Annotated in this window: 18 protein-coding genes; 2 read left to right on the top strand and 16 right to left on the bottom strand. The window is 64.8% G+C overall.

Annotated features, from left to right (window positions below):
- Positions 1–52 precede the first annotated feature (52 nt).
- The 16 genes from ABGV18_RS01200 to rsmI all read right to left on the bottom strand — a co-directional run bounded on the left by ABGV18_RS01200 (position 53) and on the right by rsmI (position 14,586).
- Positions 53–823: a protein phosphatase CheZ gene (locus ABGV18_RS01200; RefSeq protein WP_396582158.1), complete on the bottom strand. Its 771-nt coding sequence runs from the start codon at positions 821–823 to the stop codon at positions 53–55.
- Positions 824–832: 9 nt separating this feature from the next.
- Positions 833–1,219 (bottom strand): chemotaxis response regulator CheY, encoded by a 387-nt coding sequence (locus ABGV18_RS01195; RefSeq protein WP_396582157.1) that lies wholly within the window; start codon positions 1,217–1,219, stop codon positions 833–835.
- A gap of 113 nt (positions 1,220–1,332) precedes the next feature.
- The gene (locus ABGV18_RS01190) at positions 1,333–2,055 is read right to left on the bottom strand and encodes an RNA polymerase sigma factor FliA (RefSeq protein WP_396584457.1); all 723 of its coding nucleotides are present in this window, start codon (positions 2,053–2,055) and stop codon (positions 1,333–1,335) included.
- A complete protein-coding gene (locus ABGV18_RS01185) occupies positions 2,052–2,945 on the bottom strand; it encodes a P-loop NTPase (RefSeq protein WP_396584456.1) in 894 nt (297 codons plus the stop codon). The genes ABGV18_RS01190 and ABGV18_RS01185 overlap by 4 nt, the downstream gene beginning before the upstream one ends.
- Positions 2,942–4,471, bottom strand: a complete 1,530-nt coding sequence (gene flhF / locus ABGV18_RS01180) for a flagellar biosynthesis protein FlhF (protein WP_396584455.1) — start codon at positions 4,469–4,471, stop codon at positions 2,942–2,944. The genes ABGV18_RS01185 and flhF overlap by 4 nt, the downstream gene beginning before the upstream one ends.
- A 43-nt stretch (positions 4,472–4,514) precedes the next feature.
- Complete coding sequence (gene flhA / locus ABGV18_RS01175; RefSeq protein ID WP_396584576.1) at positions 4,515–6,545, bottom strand: flagellar biosynthesis protein FlhA; 2,031 nt, start codon at positions 6,543–6,545, stop codon at positions 4,515–4,517.
- A gap of 143 nt (positions 6,546–6,688) precedes the next feature.
- Positions 6,689–7,828 carry a flagellar biosynthesis protein FlhB gene (flhB, locus tag ABGV18_RS01170; protein WP_396584454.1) on the bottom strand — a complete coding sequence of 380 codons (1,140 nt, stop codon included), beginning with the start codon at positions 7,826–7,828 and terminating at the stop codon, positions 6,689–6,691.
- Between the two features lie 4 nt (positions 7,829–7,832).
- Complete coding sequence (gene fliR, locus ABGV18_RS01165) at positions 7,833–8,603, bottom strand: flagellar biosynthetic protein FliR (RefSeq protein ID WP_396584453.1); 771 nt, start codon at positions 8,601–8,603, stop codon at positions 7,833–7,835.
- A 10-nt stretch (positions 8,604–8,613) separates the two neighbouring features.
- On the bottom strand, positions 8,614–8,883 hold the full coding sequence (gene fliQ, locus ABGV18_RS01160; protein WP_396582150.1) for a flagellar biosynthesis protein FliQ: 270 nt from the start codon (positions 8,881–8,883) through the stop codon (positions 8,614–8,616).
- A 313-nt stretch (positions 8,884–9,196) separates the two neighbouring features.
- Positions 9,197–9,961: a flagellar type III secretion system pore protein FliP gene (gene fliP, locus ABGV18_RS01155; RefSeq protein WP_396582149.1), complete on the bottom strand. Its 765-nt coding sequence runs from the start codon at positions 9,959–9,961 to the stop codon at positions 9,197–9,199.
- The gene (gene fliO / locus ABGV18_RS01150) at positions 9,954–10,400 is read right to left on the bottom strand and encodes a flagellar biosynthetic protein FliO (protein WP_396582148.1); all 447 of its coding nucleotides are present in this window, start codon (positions 10,398–10,400) and stop codon (positions 9,954–9,956) included. Before fliO ends, fliP begins: the two co-directional genes overlap by 8 nt.
- On the bottom strand, positions 10,400–10,816 hold the full coding sequence (fliN, locus tag ABGV18_RS01145; RefSeq protein WP_396582146.1) for a flagellar motor switch protein FliN: 417 nt from the start codon (positions 10,814–10,816) through the stop codon (positions 10,400–10,402). The genes fliO and fliN overlap by 1 nt, the downstream gene beginning before the upstream one ends.
- Complete coding sequence (gene fliM / locus ABGV18_RS01140) at positions 10,809–11,861, bottom strand: flagellar motor switch protein FliM (RefSeq protein ID WP_396582144.1); 1,053 nt, start codon at positions 11,859–11,861, stop codon at positions 10,809–10,811. The genes fliN and fliM overlap by 8 nt, the downstream gene beginning before the upstream one ends.
- Positions 11,862–11,918: 57 nt before the next feature.
- Positions 11,919–12,443, bottom strand: coding sequence for a flagellar basal body-associated FliL family protein (locus tag ABGV18_RS01135; RefSeq protein WP_396582143.1), 525 nt, complete (start codon positions 12,441–12,443; stop codon positions 11,919–11,921).
- A gap of 135 nt (positions 12,444–12,578) precedes the next feature.
- Positions 12,579–13,523, bottom strand: coding sequence for a GGDEF domain-containing protein (locus tag ABGV18_RS01130; RefSeq protein WP_396582142.1), 945 nt, complete (start codon positions 13,521–13,523; stop codon positions 12,579–12,581).
- A 163-nt stretch (positions 13,524–13,686) separates the two neighbouring features.
- Positions 13,687–14,586, bottom strand: coding sequence for a 16S rRNA (cytidine(1402)-2'-O)-methyltransferase (gene rsmI, locus ABGV18_RS01125; protein WP_396584452.1), 900 nt, complete (start codon positions 14,584–14,586; stop codon positions 13,687–13,689).
- 138 nt (positions 14,587–14,724) lie between these two features.
- Between rsmI and ABGV18_RS01120 the strand changes: the two genes are divergently transcribed.
- Together ABGV18_RS01120 and ABGV18_RS01115 are read left to right on the top strand one after the other, a co-directional pair.
- The gene (locus ABGV18_RS01120; protein ID WP_396584451.1) at positions 14,725–16,674 is read left to right on the top strand and encodes a penicillin-binding protein activator; all 1,950 of its coding nucleotides are present in this window, start codon (positions 14,725–14,727) and stop codon (positions 16,672–16,674) included.
- 6 nt (positions 16,675–16,680) lie between these two features.
- Positions 16,681–17,127 (top strand): YraN family protein, encoded by a 447-nt coding sequence (locus ABGV18_RS01115; protein WP_396582138.1) that lies wholly within the window; start codon positions 16,681–16,683, stop codon positions 17,125–17,127.
- Positions 17,128–17,186: the final 59 nt, after the last annotated feature.

The raw sequence follows: 17,186 nt of genomic DNA, 5'->3' as shown, positions 1-17,186 counted from the left end.
GCCACGTTCCTGCCCGGCCCGCTAGGCGGGGCATTTCCCTCGACCGACCGGGTCAGAAACCCAGGCTGGCGAGTAGATCGTCGACGTCGTCCTGGTTCTTGACCACGTTGTCGCCGGCGCTGGGCAGTTGCGGCCCGACGCCATCCTCGGCACGCTCGGCCGGGGCCGACTTGCCGTCTTCTGCCTTGGCGCCACGAACCGGGGCGGTAATCTGCAACAGCCCGACCAACTTTTCCTCAAGCTGCTCGAGCAGGTCGATCACCCGCATCAGGAGCTGACCGGACAGATCCTGGAACTCCTGGGCCATCATGATCTCGGTGAGCTGACCCTTGAGTCGCTCGCCACAGGTCGTGGCCGAGTCCAGGTAGCGGGACATCGACTCGACCACTCCCCCCAGGCGAGCGTTATCGGCTTCGCTGGCGGCGACTTTAGCCAGTTCGTCCTTGAGACGCTGCGAGCGATCGACGATCTGCTCGGCCGTAGGCGTGGCGTCCTCGGTGATCGACAAGGTGCGGGTCGCGGCCTGTTCGGTCAGGGTGATCACGTAGCGCAGGCGGTCCCGCGCGTCCGGCATCTCGTCCTCGGCCAGCACCCCGAGCCGTTCGTCCTCGGCAAAGCTCTTGAGGGTGTCGTGGACCTCGCGCGTCATCCGACCGACCTCGTCGAAGATGTTGCCCGAGTAGGCGGCGGTGAGCTCACCGATCAGCTGGGCCTCTGCCGGCGTGTCCTCGTTCTCGATCGCCTCGACCAAGGCGCGGGCGTCGGCCAATCGCTTCTCACGGCCGACCACCGGCTGAAATTCATGCTCTCGTGCTTGAGTCATTCCGCGCCCCTATGATTCGACGCGTTCGAAGATCTTGTCGATCTTGGCCTTGAGCGTGGCCCCGTTGAACGGCTTGACGATGTAGCCGTTCACGCCCTCCTGGGCGGCGAGCACGATCTGCTCGCGCTTGGCCTCGGCGGTCACCATGAGCACCGGCAGACTGACGAGCTCCGGGTCGGCACGGACCGCCCGCAACAGGTCGATGCCGGTCATTCCCGGCATGTTCCAGTCGGTCACGAGGAAATCGAAATTGCCCTGCTTGAGCAGTGGCAATGCCGTCTGGCCATCGTCGGCCTCCTCGAGGTTCGTGAAGCCAAGCTCCTTGAGGAGGTTCTTGATGATCCGACGCATCGTGGAGAAGTCGTCAACCACGAGGATCTTCATGTTTCGGTCCATTTTCGCCCCTGGGATCGTGTGTCAGTACCAGGCAGATTGCCTTGTTCGAACGTGGGTATGAGGTTCTATCGGCGCCAACCGGAAAAGATTGAGCCCTTTCCGCACCCGACCTGCTATTTCCAGGCGTTCATCGCGGTCTTGAGCCGCATGATCGCCTTGTTGTGAATCTGGCAGACGCGCGATTCACTCACGCCGAGCACCGCGCCGATCTCTTTCTGATTGAGTTCCTCGACATAGTACAGGGACATCACCAGTCTTTCCCGCTCGGGTAGTTCATCGATGCAACCGGCCAGGTCGCGCTGAAAATGCCCCTCGGCCAGTGCCTCGTCGGGTTGCTGGCTGTTGAGATCGGCGATGTCGAAGGTCTCGTTTTCCCCCTCGCCACCGTGATCCAGCGAGCCCACGTGCACCGAGGAGGAATCGCTGATGGCGGCGTGGTATTCGTCGAGGGTGATGCCCATGCGCTCACAGACCTCGGCATCTCGGGCCTCGCGACCGGTGTCGGACTCGATGGCGGCTACCGTCTGCGCGATTTCCCGCTGGCGACGGTAGACCGAGCGCGGTGCCCAGTCGTTGCGGCGCACCTCGTCGAGCATCGCGCCGCGAATGCGCAAGCCGGCGTAGGTCTCGAACGAAGCGCCCTTGTCGCCATCGAACAGGCGGGCGGCATCGAGCAGCCCGACCATGCCCGCCTGAATCAGATCCTCGGCCTGGACGTGGGAGGGCAGACGCCCGAGCAGGTGAAAGGCCACCCGCTTGACCAGATCAGCGTGCTTGGCCACCAGGGCCTCGGTCGATCCGGCCTGAACGTTCTGATACATGGCGCGTGCATTCATAACAGGTTCTCGGGGTCCAGCTCGGCGTTGTTCACCAGTCGCTCGACGAAAAACTGCAACTGCCCCTTCGGCCCGCGTGGCACCGGCCACTGGTTGACCTTGTCCGCCATCGCCGTGAATGCCTGGGTCGACTTGGCACCGCCGTAAAGCTGAACGACGGTCTTCTGACGCTGCACGGCCCGACGCAGGTAATCGTCGAACGGCACCGACCCCATGTGGGTGAGCGTCACGTCGAGGAATCGCTTGGCGGCCACCGAAAGCTTCTCGAACAGACGTCGCCCTTCGGCGGCATCACGCACCATGTTGGCCACCACGTGGAAGCGGGTCACGTCATGTTCGCGCGAGAGCACCTTGATGACTGCGTAGGCATCGGTGATCGAGGCCGGCTCGTCACAGACCACCACCACGACCTCGCTGGCGGCCTCGGCGAAGCGCACCACCGAGTCGGCGATGCCCGCGGCCGAGTCGACCACCAGGGTGTCGACCGGCCAGCGCAGGCCGGAGAAGGCCGAGATCAGCCCGGCGTTCTCGGCGGCCGTCAGGCCGGCCATGCTGGCCACCCCGCTGGCCGCCGGCAGGATGCCGATGCCCTCGGGGCCTTCGAGCATGATTTCGTCGAGGGTCGCCTTGCCGGCAAGCACATGGGACAAATTGCCCCGCGACTGTAGACCAAGCAGAACGTCGACGTTCCCGAGTCCCAGGTCGGCATCCATCAGCACCACCCGCTCGCCGCTGCGCGCGAGTGCCACGGACAGATTGACCGAGACATTGGTCTTGCCCACGCCACCCTTGCCGCTGGTCACGGCGATCACCCGCACCGGGCGATTGGCATTGGCGTGGCGCGCCCCGTCGGCCTGGTCGTGGCCGCTAATGGCGGGCTGGGTTGTCATCCGGCTTGATTGAGCATCCACAGCGGATCATCCCGGTCGGTGTGTTCGAGTTGTGACTGGCCCATTTCCAGGGCCTGCTTGATCAGATCGGCCGCCTTCGGGAACCAGAGGTCTTCCGGGACGCGCTGCCCAACACCCGCGCAAACCAGCGGCAGACGACGCGGCTCGCCGTCGACACCGGCCAGCGGGCGCACCAGGGCAGCCAAGCCGCCGCCGAGCAGGACGGTCTCATCGAGTTTGGTCAGCACCGTGCCGTGCAAAGGCAGCCCGGCGAAGCGTTTCTTGACGTCCTCGAGTGCCGGGTACTGGGCATTGGCCGAGAGCACCAGCAGCAGCTTGACCGCCTCGCCCGCGCCCATCAGGGCCTCGAGTTTCTGCATCATACGAAAGTCGCGCTGCGACATCCCGGAGGTGTCAATCAGCACCAGGTGCCGATCGGACACGGCCTCGAGCAATTGCGCCAGATGCGTTTCGTCACGCGCGATATGCAGCGGCACATTAAGGATACGCGCGTAGTTGCGCAACTGCTCCTGGGCGCCGATGCGAAAGCGATCGGTGCTGATCAGCGCCACCGAGTCGCGCCCACGGTGCAGCACCGCGCGGGCGGCCAGCTTGGCCAGCGTGGTGGTCTTGCCCACGCCGGTCGGGCCGACGAAGGCATAGACGCCACCGGCTTCGACCGGGTCCTCGGCACGATGCTCGAGCTGCTCGCCCAGCATCTTGAGTGCCTCGACGAAGGCGCGGTCGGGCTTGGCCTGGGCCGCGGCACGACCAAGATCACGTGCCAGCCCGGTCGGCAGCCCGATATCCTGCAGCCGCTGGACGGTCGAGACCTCGGCGGGGTGCGCCTGGCTGAAACGATGCCACTCCATTACCGACAGTTGCCGTTCGAACAGGTCTCGCAACTGCGCCACCTCCTCGGTCAGCGTCGACAGCTGGCCCTCGGCCGCACCCTGATCCTCGACCAGCCAGTCCCAGTGGGACGGGGTTCGTTTGCTCGAGCGGGCAACCGGCTCATCGGCAACCTCTGTCGCAACGGACTCGGCGGACGCGCCGGCCTGCTGCTCGCTCCAGGCGGCCAGCGCCTCGGAGAACGCGGCGCGGTCGTCGTCGGTCTCGCCCGGGGACGAGGCAGCATTGCCGGCGCCGGCCGACGCGGTCGAACCAGCCGATTCCGCTCGCCGGCTACGCTCGGCAAGCATCTCGGCGGTGGTCTTGGGCGCGGTATCGCCGGCCTCGTCCCGCTCGGACTCGGCCGCAGTCGGCTGCGCCGGACGCGGCGCTTGTTCCGGCGCGGCGCGCTCGGCCTTGACCGCTGGCCGCTCCGAGGCCCCGGCAATCCGGCTGGCCGACTGCTGGGCGGCTGCCAGCTGGATCGCCTTCTCGTCGAAGTCCATCGCGGCAATCACCTCCACCCCGCCGGAGACCGGCTTGTTGGAGAGGATGACCGCCTCGTCACCGAACACGCGCCGCACCTGGCGCATGGCCTCACGCATGTCACTGGCGATGATTCGCTTGATTTTCATGTATCCACCAGACCCTTAGCGGTTGGGTTGTGCGGTCGAGTTGTCAGCCATCGTTCTGGTTGCCGACGCTCGCCACCACGCGTATTTCCTTGTTGTCCGGTATCTCGTGATAGCTCAGCACGCTGAGCGTCGGGATCGAATGCCGGACCATGCGCGAGAGCCAGCTGCGAATCTGTGGAGCCACCAGGAGAATGGCCGGATTGCCACTCTGCTCCTGACGCTCGGCCGCATCCTTGAGCGACTTGTGCAGCCGCTCGGCCAGGCCGGGCTCGATTCCGGGGGCCTGATTCCCGCGCTGGGTACTATTAAGCAAGAGCTGTTCCAACTGTGGATCCAGCGTGATCACCGGCACGATCGGCGCCAAGCCATTGATGTGTTGGACGATCATCCGGCCCAGCGCCATGCGCACGCTCTCCGTCAATTCCCCGACGTCCTGGGTGCGCTGCCCCTGGATCGTCAAGGTTTCGGCAATCGTGCGGATATCGCGGATCGGAATCCGCTCGGAAAGCAGCTGCCCGAGCACCTCGACAATGGTCGTCATCGGCAGGGTCTTGGGCACCAGATCCTCAACCAACTTGGGCGAGTTCTGCTTGAGCGTGTCGAGCAACTGCTGCGCCTGCTCGTAGCCGAACAGGTCGGCGGCGTTGTCGCCGAGGATCTGCGACAGGTGGGTCGCCACCACGGTGGCCGGATCGACCACGGTATAGCCCAGCGCCTGCGCCTCCTCCTTCTGGCCGCGGTCGATCCAGTAGGCCTTCAGGCCGAAGGCCGGGTCGGTGGTCTGGATACCCTTGATGTCGCCGGAGACCTGGCCCGGATTGATCGCCATATCGCGGTCGGGGAAGATCTCGGCGGTGCCGATCGGCACGCCGTTGAGGCTGATGCGGTACTCGTTGGGCTTGAGATCGAGGTTGTCACGGATGTGAACGGTCGAGATCAGGAAGCCCAGGTCCTGCGACAGCTTCTTGCGCACACCCTTGATGCGCGGCATCAGCTGGCCACCCTGGTTACGGTCGACCAGTGGGATCAGGCCGTAGCCCACCTCCAGGCCAATCAGGTCCACCGGCGGCACATCGTCCCAGGTCAGCTCCTTGACCTCAGGTTTGGCCTCCGCCGGGGCGGCCTCGGCCACTGCCTTCTCAGCGGCCTCGGTCGCCTGGCGACGCGACACCAGCCAGGCGCCACCACCGGCCAAGGCGGCCAGGCCGAGGAAGGCGACGTTGGGCATCCCCGGCACCAGGCCAAGGCCGGCCATCAGGCCCGCGGCCACACCCAGCACCCGGGGATCGGAGAACATCTGTCTCTGAACCTGCTGACCCATGTCCTCCTTCGAGGCGGTGACCCGCGTGACGATAATCGCCGTGGCAGTCGAGATCAGCAGGGAAGGGATAGTGGCGACCAGCCCGTCACCGATGGTCAGCAGGACGTAGGTCTCGGCGGCGTTGCCGAACGGCATGCCGTGCTGTGCGACACCGATCAGCAATCCGCCGATCACGTTGATGAACACGATCAGGATGCCGGCGATGGCATCGCCGCGCACGAACTTCGAGGCACCATCCATCGAGCCGTAGAAATCGGCCTCCGAGGCAATTTCCTCGCGCCGATCCCGCGCCTGTTCCTGGTTGAGAATGCCCGCGTTGAGGTCGGCGTCGATCGCCATCTGCTTGCCGGGCAGCGAATCGAGCGTAAAGCGTGCGGATACCTCGGACACCCGCCCGGCGCCTTTCGTGATCACCACGAAGTTGATCACCATCAAAATGATGAACACCACCAGGCCGACGGCGTAGTTGCCGCCGATGACGAAGTTGCCGAACGCCTCGATCACGCTGCCGGCCGCGCCCGGCCCCTCGTGACCGTTGAGCAGCACCACGCGGGTGGAGGCGACATTGAGCGCCAGTCGCAGCAGGGTCGCGATCAGGATGACGGTCGGGAAGATGGCGAAATCCAGCGGCTTGCCCACGTAGAGCACCACCATCAGGATGATCAGCGACAACGTGATGTTGAAAGTGAACAGGGCGTCCAGACCCAGCGGCGGCAGCGGCACGATCACCATCGCCAGCAGCATGATGATCATGACCGGCGGCCCGATCCCCTGCCCGCGATACTGACGCAGGGTGTTGCCCAGGCGGGCGAAGCTGAAATTGTTCGGGCTGGGTTTCATCTGGACGCGTTCTTCTTGGCTGCGGTTGCGTTGGGATTCATCGATCGAGCGGGTCGTCAGTCGGTTGCCGGCACGTCGAAGCCGTCAGGCACCTCGGGATCCGGACGCCCCGGCGTCTGTCCGGTGCCGCGAGCGGCCTCCTTGAGCTGGTAGACGTAGGCCAGCACCTGGGCCACCGCGGTGTAGAGCGCGGCGGGGATCACCTCGTCGATCTCGACATGCGTATACAAGGCCCGTGCCAATGGCGGGGCCTCGAATATCTCGACCCCGTGGGATGCGGCGATCTTGCGCAGGTTGAGCGCCATCTCGTCGACCCCCTTGGCCACCACGATCGGCGCCCCCACGCCCTCGGCGTCGTACTTGAGCGCCACCGCGTAGTGGGTCGGGTTGGTGACCACCACGTCGGCCTCGGGAACCGCCTCCATCATCCGGCGCTGCGACATCTGCATCTGGGTCTGGCGGATACGCTGCTTGATCTCGGGCCGGCCCTCGGTGTCCTTGTGCTCGTCCCTGACCTCCTGAAAGGTCATGCGCTGCTGCTTGTTGTGTTGCCAGATCTGGAAGGGCACATCGACCAACGCCACCAGCAGCAGCCCAAACGAGACGGCGAGAAAGCCCCAGCCGATCAGCCAACCGGCGTGGGCCAGGGCGGCATCGAACGGCTGCAGGCCGAGGCTCATGAAATGCGCATCGAAGGCAAAGAACACCGCCACGGCGATGGCGGCAATCAAGACGAACTTGGCGAAGGTCTTGCCCAGCTCCATCAGCGCCTTGACGCCGAAAATCCGCTTGAGCCCCGCGATGGGATCCATCTTGGACAACTTCGGCGCCATCGCCTGGGTGGAGAAATTCCAGCCCCCCACGGCAATCGAGGCGACCACGGCCAGCACGACCGTGGCGAAGAAGATCGGCACGAAGGCGAGAAAACCGTTGGCAAACGCGTTGGCCAGCCGCGAGAACATCGCCGCCTGATCGAAGACATCGGCGCGCGAAATGATGAACGAGTCACGCACGACCTCGGCCAGCCCCAGCATCATCTGGCCGCCGAACACCAGGAATACCGCGGCGGACCCGACGGTCAGCAGGAAGGAGTTGAGTTCACGCGAACGGGCGACCTGCCCTTTCTCGCGGGCGTCGCGCAGGCGTTTCTCGCTGGGTTCTTCGGTCTTTTCCTGGCCGTTCTCGTTCTCCGCCACCAACTCACCTCAGGATTTCCGTGATCAGCACGAACGACTGATGCACGAACTGTTCCACGTTCGGGAACCAGAGGGGGGCGGCAAGGAACAGGAGGAAAAAGCCGATCATCAGGGTGGCCGGGAAACCCACCGAGAAGATGTTCATCTGCGGCGCGGCGCGCGTGATCACGCCCATGGCGAGGTTCACCATCAGCAGCGTGGTCACCACCGGCAAGGCGACCAGCACCGCGTTGATGTACATCTGCTGACCGAACCAGGCGATCGCGCGGAAGTCCTCGGCCGTCAAACCGACGGGCGATACCGGCAGGATGGTGAACGAGTCCGCCAGCATCTTGACGATCATCGCCGGCACGTTGAGTGCCACCATCAGCAGGGTGACCACGATGGTCAGAAACTGCGAGATCAACGGCACGCTCACGCCGTTCTGCGGATCGACCGTCTGGGCGAAACCCAGACCCATGCTCATGGCGATCGATTCGCCGGCCACCACGAAGGCGGAGATCACCAAGTTAAGGATGAAGCCCATCGCCACGCCGATCAGCACCTGCTGGACGATCATGGTGAACCCCGCGATCGAGAGCGGATCGACCGGCGGGATCTCGGGCACCATCGGCGTGATCACCAAGGTCACCGCCAGCGCGATCAGCAGTCGGATACGCATCGGCAAGGACTGCGAGCCGAAGATTGGCGCGACCATGAGCATTGCCCCGACCCGCACCAGCACCCACAGATAGGTGGCGGTCCAGCCGAGAATCTGCTCGCTCGCCAGCTCCAAACCGCGTTCCTCAGGCGATCAGCGAGGGGATGTTGTGAAACAGCCGCTCGGTGAAATCGACGATCACCTGCAACATCCACGGTGCGGCCAGAAGGATAGCGACCACCACCGCGATCATCTTCGGGATGAAGCTCAAGGTCATCTCGTTGATCTGGGTCGCCGCCTGGAACATGCCGATCAACAGACCGACCGCGAGTGCGGTGAGCAGGATAGGCATGGCCAGGTAGAGGATGACCATCAGGGCCTGGCGGGTGAGATCGATAACGGTATCGGGACTCATAGGCACCTCGAAAAATCGTCGTGAGCCGCCCGAGTGCAAGGAGCCGCTGGCATACGCCTGCTTCGCATCCAGCGAGCGACGAGACATATCAGTTGGATAGGCAGACATAGGCCATCCATGGCCTGTGCTCTTCGAGCGCACGTCGTGCGCCTCGATTCGCTCCCGGCGACTCGACAGGAGCGAGCGACGGAATGGCCGGGATGCCATTCGGGACGCAAGCCTCGCTTGCGCCCGCGAGGGACATGGATGTCCCGAGTCCGCACGTGACGCAGCCATCGGGTGGCGCAACAGGTTTTTCGAGCTGCCTGCATGGTCAGCCTCCCATGTAGAAGCTTGACGCGAGCGTGCCCATCAACAGGGCCCATCCGTCAACCAGCACGAACAGCATGATCTTGAAAGGCAGCGAGACGATCATCGGCGAGAGCATCATCATGCCCATCGACATCAGCACCGAGGCGACCACCAGATCGATGATCAGGAACGGGATGAAGATCAGGAAGCCGATCTGGAAGGCGGTCTTGAGTTCGGAGGTGACGAAGGCGGCCATCAGCACCGTCAGGGGCACATCGTCGGGCGTCTCGAAGTCCGGGTAGTCACCGATCTCCTGGTAGAGCGCGATATCGGTCTCGCGGGTCTGGTTGAGCATGAAGGTGCGCAACGGCTGCGCGGCGCGGTCGATCGCCTCCATGGCGCCGATCTCCTCGGCCATGTACGGGCCGACGCCCTCGTCGTAGGCAGTCTGAAACACCGGCGCCATGATGAACAGCGTCAGGAAGAGCGCCAGACCGAGCAGGATCTGGTTGGAGGGCGTCTGGACGGTACCCAGTGCCTGGCGCAACAGCGCCAGCACGATGATGATCCGCGTGAATGAGGTCATCATCAGCAACAGTGACGGCAGCAGGGTGAGCACCGTCATCAGGGCGAGGATCTGCAGCGTCAGGCTGTACTGCGTGCCGCCGTCCTCACTTTCGGTCAAGGTCACCGCCGGCAGACCCGGCTCGGCGAACACGGGAGCACTCGCGCCGAACAGGCCGAAGGCCAGCATCAGGAGGGGAAGCCCGCCTAGCAGTCTAGCCATCGTTCGAGCTCCCCTTGCCACTCTGGCCACGCTTGCCGAAGCGGGCGGCCAGCTGTTCCTGGAAGGCCTCGCCGAAGCTCGGGTTCTGACCGTCGCGCCGACGGGGCTCGAGTGGTGGATCGACCCAGCCCAGCGACTCGATCGCGCCCTGGCTCACACCGACCAGCATCTGCCGATCGCCCACCGCCACCAGCAGGATGCGCTCGCGCGGGCCAATCGACATCTGGGTGAGCACATGCATCGGGTAATTTCCCGCCCGACCATCCAGCCGGCCGACCCGCTTGACCACCCACACCAGCGCAAACATCAGCACCAGCACCAGGATCAGGCTGACCACCAGCTTGAGCAGGTAGCTCGGCGCCAGCGGGTCAATGGCCTCCGCCGCCCGGAGCGGACCGGCCATGACCAACAGCATCAGGGAAAGGAGTAAGCGCATCATCAACGCAGCTTGCGCAGACGTTCGGCCGGACTGATCACGTCGGTCAGGCGAATACCGAACTTCTCGTTGATCACCACCACCTCGCCACGCGCGATCAGCGTGCCGTTGACCAGCACGTCCAGCGGCTCGCCGGCCAGCCGGTCGAGCTCGACGATCGACCCCTGGTTCAACTGGAGCAGGTTGCGGATGTTGATCGCGGTCCGGCCGATTTCCATGGAGATATTGACCGGCACGTCCATGATGACGTCGAAGTTCAACGGGTTCTCGTCATCGTCGGCATGACCACCCTCGCTGAACTGCTCCATGTCGACCGCCTCGGCCTGGTTATCAGCGCCCTGATCGTCCTCCGTGTCGCCCTGTTCGGCCATGGCCGCCGCCCAATCGTCATCGGGGGACTTATTGGATTCTTCAGCCATCGTCTTTATCTCCTTTTTGGTTCACTCCGGGAATCTGCGCCCGGAGGATCTCGTTGGGATGCGCGGCCCGCTCGAGCCGCTCGGGGACCGGCTCCTCGACGCGGATCGCCTTGTTGCCTTTGAAAACCCCCATCCTGCCGCGGTAAAGCGGCAAGCCGTCGGAAGCGAGCGTGGAATACTCCGGCATCTCAAAGGGAATGACCTGGCCGACTTCCATGTTGGCGACATCCTTGAGCGACATGCGCACATCGGCCAGATGCGCGGTCATCTCGACCTCGGCAAAACCCAGCTCTCGCTTGAGCGCCTTGGTCCAGCGTTCGTCGACTTCCAGCCGGTCGCCCTGCATGCCGCCGTCGAGCAGATCGCGGATCGGCTCGATCATCGAGTAGGGCACCACGAAGTCGAACTTGCCCGAGCCGCCCTCGACCTCAAGGCGGAAGCTCGACACCACCACCACCTCGGTTGCCGAGACGATGTTCGCCAGCTGCGGATTCATCTCGTGGCTGACGGTCTCGAACAGGATCGGATAGATACCCGCCCAGGCGTTCTGCATTTCCTCGGTCGCCTGCTCGAGCACCCGCTTGATGACCCGCAGCTCGGTGGGCGTGAAGTCTCGCCCCTCGATCTTGGCGTGCATGCCAAAACCGCCGAAGAAATTATCGACCAGCGAGAACACCAGCCGCGACTCCATCATGAACATCCCCAGGCCCTTGAGCGGACGCACGTGCATCAGCGTCATCGAGGTGGGGACGAACAGGGTGTGGATGTACTCCGAGAACTTGCTCATCTCCACGCCCTCGATCGAGATCTCGACCGAACGGCGCAACATGGAGACCAGCCGGATGCGCAGGCTGCGCGCGAAACGCTCGTTGAGCATCTCCAGGGTCGGCAGTCGGCCCCGGACGATGCGCTCCTGGGTGGTGAGGTCGTACGACTTGGCCTGAGTGGGATCCCCGACCCCCTGCTCGGTCTCGACGTCGCCCTCGTCGACGCCGTTCAACAGCGCGTCGATCTCGTCCTGGGAGAGGATATCGGCTTCAGACATAAGCGCCTCGCGCCTGTTGGCCCTGTGTCTCCGACCCCGGGGTGATCACCCGGCGCATCACTGCATCAGGAGCTTGGTGAAATAGACGTTCTCGATCGGTTGCTCGAGATCGCTGGCATCTTCGAAGATCCGGTTGATCTCGTCGGTCAACGTCTCCTGCAGTGCCTCCTTGCCCGCACGGGTACGCAGTTCGGCCGAGTCGACGTCACTTAGCACGAGCATCACGTCATTGACGACCCGCGAGCGCTGCGTCTTGATCAGCTCCTCGACCTTCGGATCGCGGGTAACCAGGTCGAGCTGCACCTGCAGCACATTGGCGTCATTGGGCTTGCTCAGGTTGACCGTGATCGGATCGCCCAGCGGAACCGTGATCGGCGGGCCCTTGGGCTCCTCGACTTCCTCGCTCTGCTCGGTCGTTTCGTCCCCCTCGCCGGCCGGCTTGTCGTCGCCGCCAGTGAGCAACAGGGTCGTCACCACCGCTCCGATCGCCAGGATCACGACGATCAACACCGCCAACAAGATCACAACCAGCTTGTTGCCGCCCTTCTTTTTTTCCGGGGCTTCCTCGTCGCCTTCGGCCATTACCCATACCTCGTTAATTTTCCGGAGTGTGCCCTTTGCTGGGCCCCGTCTTGCTTAAACGTCCGCGATTCTCACGTGTTTGGCGGTGTTTTGCCACTCCCCTGCCCGAACTTGGCGGATGCCAGGCGCGTCTGCTTAGGCCAGGCGATCCAAAGGACGGCTCGCCCCGGTCGACTCGGCATTGCCGTACAACGCCTGGTCGGTGCGGCGGAACCAGTCGTCCGCGTCTTCTCCCTTTTGGAACTGGGCCATCCCGATGCGGGCCTTGAGCGGCACCCATTCACCGCCGGGTTCCCGCAGCGGATGATCACGGAACCAGTCGAGCAAGCGCGTACCCAGACGCTGCGCCCCCCGATTCGGGGTTTCAGGCAGGATCACCATAAATTCGTCCCCGCCGAGGCGATAGGCGCTATCGGTCTCGCGCAGGCAGCGATCGAGTCCCTCGGCCACGCGGGCCAGCGCCCGGTCACCCACGTCATGGCCGTAGGTATCGTTGATCGCCTTGAAGCGTGTCATGTCCAGGATCAAGAGACTTGCCTGGCCGCCATATCGCGCCACTCGGGCATGAACCGCCTTGAGTTCCAGGTCGAAGGCACGCCGGTTCTTGAGCCCGGTCAGCGCGTCGTGTTCGGCGGCGATCAGGGCGTGCTCGAGCATGCGCAGATTACGCAACGGGTAGGCGACCACGGTCAGCATCTCGCGCAGCTGCGCCAACTCCTCCTCTCCAACCGGCCGGCGGCTGTGCAGCCGCAGCCGACCGAAGGGACGATCATCGAGCGTCAAGGCAACCGGGATGGTGTGCTCGGACGGCTCGCAGACTGAGCCACAATAACGCTCGTCATCCACCTGCCAGGAAATTGACGTCACCGACAGCAGCGCCTCGACATGCGTGCGGATCGTATCGAGCGCCGCGGCGACGTTCACGCACCGCAACAACGACCCAAGCAGCGCCTGCCCTCGTTCGCTGGGAGCCTCGACGGTCGACAGGCGCAGGAACGGCGTTCGCTGAGAGACGGCGCCGGCAAGAGCGGACGGCGGCTGGCCGCAAAGTGTTTCATCGCTGGTGAGGTAATAGGCCATGCGGTTAAACCCCTGTGTATGGACCTCAATATGGGCCATCGGTTTGGACCGTCGCGGCGGCGAAAACCACTCGCCGCGTCGATGCTCACGGGGTTATGCAGCATGTGTGCCAATCATGGTTCCTCGCCTCGGCCAAACCCACCGGATGCCCGGCACGTGGCGGTCAGGATTCCTTGCGCCGCGCCAGCACCTCGGCGTAGACCGCGTTCCGAGCCAGCGAGGTCGTCCGTGAAACCACCCGGGCGATGGTCTTGGGTGCGACACCTTCCTCGATCAGCGCCGAGATCAGCGCCTCTGCCTCGGCCGACGACGGATCCGCCTGCTTGGCTGCCGGGGCCACCAGGAATACGAATTCGCCCCGTGCCGGGATCTCGCCGCTGGCCAGCCGATCGGTGAGTTCGTCGAGCGAACCATGGGCAAATTGTTCGAAGCGCTTGGTTACCTCGCGGGCCAGCACGGCCGGCCGCGCCCCACCCAAGTGCTCAGCGGCTGCGGCCACGCTCTTGATGATCCGGTGGGGCGCCTCGTAGAACACCAGGGTCGCCTCGATATCGGCAAGCCAATCGAGGCGATCTCGCCGCGCCTTGCCCTGAGCCGGCAAAAAGCCCTCGAACCAGAATGGACGGGCCGGCAGGCCGGCGGCCGACAGGGCCGCGATCACCGCCGACGCCCCGGGTACCGGCACCACCGGCACCCCCGCATCGACCAGCACACGAACCAGCACCTCGCCCGGGTCGCTGATCGCCGGCGTGCCCGCATCACTGATCAGGGCCGCGGATTGGCCCTCCCCCAGCCGTCGACTGATGGCCTCGCTCGCGCCACGCTCGTTGTGTTCGTGTAGCGCAACTAGCTCCTTGCGCACCCCGAGGTGGTCGAGCAACACCCGCGCATGCCGTGTGTCCTCGCAGGCAATGAAATCCACTCCCTTGAGAACCGACACGGCCCGCTCGCTGATATCGGCGAGATTGCCAATCGGCGTGGCGACCACGTAGAGATGACCGGGCTCGACCCAACGACTGCCCGTTTCGGCCACTGGCCGCGACCCCGCATTCGAACTGGACATTTGGTTATACTCACTCACGAATTTTCGTTTTCCCCGACCCGGCTCGAACGAACCACCGCCCCGGTGGTCCACCTCGACCGGAAGTCAGAATCGAACTCCCCGGATTTCATCCGGGTCACGTTACCGGAGACGGACCACATGCCGACACGCCCAAGCCCGCTCGCACACCCCGCCACGCGGCTGGCCCTGTTGGCCACCCTGCTGACCCTGGGGATGACCTTGGGCGGCTGCGCCCAGATGGCCCCCTCGCCGCAGGACGGCCAGCGTCAGGCCGCCCAGGCAGAGGTCGACCAGGCCATCAGCGCCCAGGACCCCGCGGCACTCGCCCGGGCACGGATGGCGCTGTCGCAGACCCTCTCCGGGGCCGCCCGCGCCGAGCAGCAACTCAACGCGCTGGAAACGGCGATCGACGCCCACCAACTGGAACTGGCCCGCGAACTCTATCAGCAGGCCGACACCCAGGCTCGCTGGGATGCCATCAATTCACGCCGGGCGGCCATTGCGCGCGGACTGGGCGAATGGAGTGCCGGCGACCCCGAGCAGGCCCGGCGCACCATTCACCGCATTCCGCTGCCACTGGATTCGGACAGTGAACGACGCCGACTGATCCTGCTAGGCGCACTCGAGGCGGAGCTCGGCAACCCGCTGACCGCCGCCCGCTACTACGACGCGGTTGACGACCGGCTCGACGAAAAAGCACGTGAAACGAACCACGCCCGTCTCTGGAACCTGCTGACCGAGGTACCAGCCGACCAACTGCAGCGCGAGGCCGAAGGCACCGGCAGTCGCCAGTTTGCCGGCTGGCTGGAACTGGCATTGACCTACCGCCAGCAACCCGGACAGATCGATAGCTGGATTGCCAGCCACCGGGAGCACCCGGCCATCGAGAGCGGCCTGGTGGAAATGCTCGGTGCCACCGAGCCCTTGGTTCAACTGACGGCGCCGGCCAAGACGGGCCCGGTCGCGGTCCTTCTGCCGGAGGGCGACCGCTATGCGGGCATCACCCGCGAGATCCGTGCCGGCATCGACTACGCCCGCGAGAACGGCGCACTCGGAGGCCGGGACGTGCTCTTCTTTGACTCGGGCAGCGACCGAATCGGCGCCAAGGTCGCAATCGAACAGGCTCGGCGGGCCGGGGTCGCCGTGATCATCGGCCCGCTCCTCAAGGAACAACTGGGCGCCCTGGCTGGACTTCCGCCCGGTGGCCCGCTGGCGATCGCCCTCAATTCGCCACCGGCCGGCGAATCCCTGCCCCGCGGCGTGATCAGCTTCTCCTTGTCGCCGGAACTGGATGCCGCCGCCGTCGCTCGGCGCATGTGGACCGACGGCCACCGGCGCGCGGCCATCTTCTCGGCCGGCCATCACTTGGGCGAGCGCACCCGCGAGGCATTCGCCAATGAGTTCCAGCTACTCGGCGGCGAAGTGGTCGATCGCGCCCGCTTCGCCTCCGGCCAGACGGATTTCTCCAGCGAACTGCGCAGCTTGCTGCGAGTCCGCACGAAATCCAATGACGGGCCGTTTCAACCCATCATCCGCGGCGACCTCGACGCCATCTTCCTCGCCGCCAGTGGCGACGAACTGGCCCTGGTGGTACCCCAACTCGACTATTTCGGTGCCGACGACCTGCCGCGCTACGGCCTGGGCCTGGCCTACAACGGCAACCCGGATCGGCGCGGCGATGCCGACAAGAACGGCGTGATCATCCCGATCGCCCCGCTGTTGCTCGCCGGCACGGCCGGTCCCGAGAATCCATTGCGCATCATCTACGAACGCGCTCAACTGGCCGGCCCACTGCCCCGCCTGTTCGCCTTCGGTGCGGATGCGGCGGCCCTGGCCGGACGAATGGAGATGCTATTGCAGGGCGGGACGCTCGACGGGCTGACCGGCGAGCTGTCGGTCACGCCCACCGGATTGGTCGAGCGCCAGCCGCGTTGGGGCCAATTCCGCCAAGGGCTGATTCAGCCCGTCGACCCCACACCAAGTCCGACCCTACCCGGTTCGCTTACCAGCCCGACGCGGCTGCCGGGGACCACACCGCCAGTCGGTCAGAATGCCGACGGCTACGACCAACCAGCGTCGACGTCCTGACCCCTGATGAAAGGCCGCGGCATGGATGCCCTGCGACGATGGTGGCGCAACGGCGATAATCTCGAGGCGCGACGACGCGATGACAAGGCCGACGGCCAGCCCCACCGGCAACGGCTCGGACAGCAGGCCGAGACCTTGGCCCTGCGTCACCTCGAGCGGGCCGGTCTCAAACGTTTGCGTCGCAACGCGCGTGCCGGGCGAGGCGAAATCGATCTGATCCTGCGAGATGGCGACACCCTGGTCTTCGTCGAGGTCCGCGCTCGCGAAGACGGGGCGCTGGTATCCGCCGCCGAAAGCCTCTCGGCACGCAAGTGCGCCAAGGTGCGCGAGACGGCGGAACGCCTGATCGCCAGTCAACCAGCGTGGCAGGGGCTCTACTGTCGCTTCGACGTGGTGGCAGTCACGACGCGAGGCGCACACAATCACATCGACTGGCTGCCCGATGCCTTCTAGGCAAGCTCTGCACCGTCTTTCTCCTACACAATGCAATGAATCATTCAGCTACTACTCCA

Origin of the sequence: Guyparkeria halopsychrophila, from assembly GCF_044582135.1 — a bacterium.
In the GTDB taxonomy this organism is placed as follows: domain Bacteria; phylum Pseudomonadota; class Gammaproteobacteria; order Halothiobacillales; family Halothiobacillaceae; genus Guyparkeria.
The sequence above is the reverse complement of the archived record's forward strand: the minus strand, read 5'-3'. Positions and strand labels throughout refer to the sequence as shown.

Excerpts from the sequence above, each read along its gene's own strand:
- ABGV18_RS01115 (WP_396582138.1), top strand. The coding sequence starts at position 16,681 with ATGAAAGGCCGCGGCATGGATGCCCTGCGACGATGGTGGCGCAACGGC.
- rsmI (WP_396584452.1), bottom strand. The coding sequence starts at position 14,586 with ATGTCCAGTTCGAATGCGGGGTCGCGGCCAGTGGCCGAAACGGGCAGT.
- fliN (WP_396582146.1), bottom strand. The coding sequence starts at position 10,816 with ATGGCTGAAGAATCCAATAAGTCCCCCGATGACGATTGGGCGGCGGCC.
- fliM (WP_396582144.1), bottom strand. The coding sequence starts at position 11,861 with ATGTCTGAAGCCGATATCCTCTCCCAGGACGAGATCGACGCGCTGTTG.
- fliO (WP_396582148.1), bottom strand. The coding sequence starts at position 10,400 with ATGATGCGCTTACTCCTTTCCCTGATGCTGTTGGTCATGGCCGGTCCG.
- fliP (WP_396582149.1), bottom strand. The coding sequence starts at position 9,961 with ATGGCTAGACTGCTAGGCGGGCTTCCCCTCCTGATGCTGGCCTTCGGC.
- ABGV18_RS01135 (WP_396582143.1), bottom strand. The coding sequence starts at position 12,443 with ATGGCCGAAGGCGACGAGGAAGCCCCGGAAAAAAAGAAGGGCGGCAAC.
- flhA (WP_396584576.1), bottom strand. The coding sequence starts at position 6,545 with ATGATCATCATGCTGCTGGCGATGGTGATCGTGCCGCTGCCGCCGCTG.
- ABGV18_RS01120 (WP_396584451.1), top strand. The coding sequence starts at position 14,725 with ATGCCGACACGCCCAAGCCCGCTCGCACACCCCGCCACGCGGCTGGCC.
- ABGV18_RS01200 (WP_396582158.1), bottom strand. The coding sequence starts at position 823 with ATGACTCAAGCACGAGAGCATGAATTTCAGCCGGTGGTCGGCCGTGAG.
- ABGV18_RS01195 (WP_396582157.1), bottom strand. The coding sequence starts at position 1,219 with ATGGACCGAAACATGAAGATCCTCGTGGTTGACGACTTCTCCACGATG.
- ABGV18_RS01130 (WP_396582142.1), bottom strand. The coding sequence starts at position 13,523 with ATGGCCTATTACCTCACCAGCGATGAAACACTTTGCGGCCAGCCGCCG.
- ABGV18_RS01190 (WP_396584457.1), bottom strand. The coding sequence starts at position 2,055 with ATGAATGCACGCGCCATGTATCAGAACGTTCAGGCCGGATCGACCGAG.
- fliQ (WP_396582150.1), bottom strand. The coding sequence starts at position 8,883 with ATGAGTCCCGATACCGTTATCGATCTCACCCGCCAGGCCCTGATGGTC.
- ABGV18_RS01185 (WP_396584456.1), bottom strand. The coding sequence starts at position 2,945 with ATGACAACCCAGCCCGCCATTAGCGGCCACGACCAGGCCGACGGGGCG.
- flhF (WP_396584455.1), bottom strand. The coding sequence starts at position 4,471 with ATGAAAATCAAGCGAATCATCGCCAGTGACATGCGTGAGGCCATGCGC.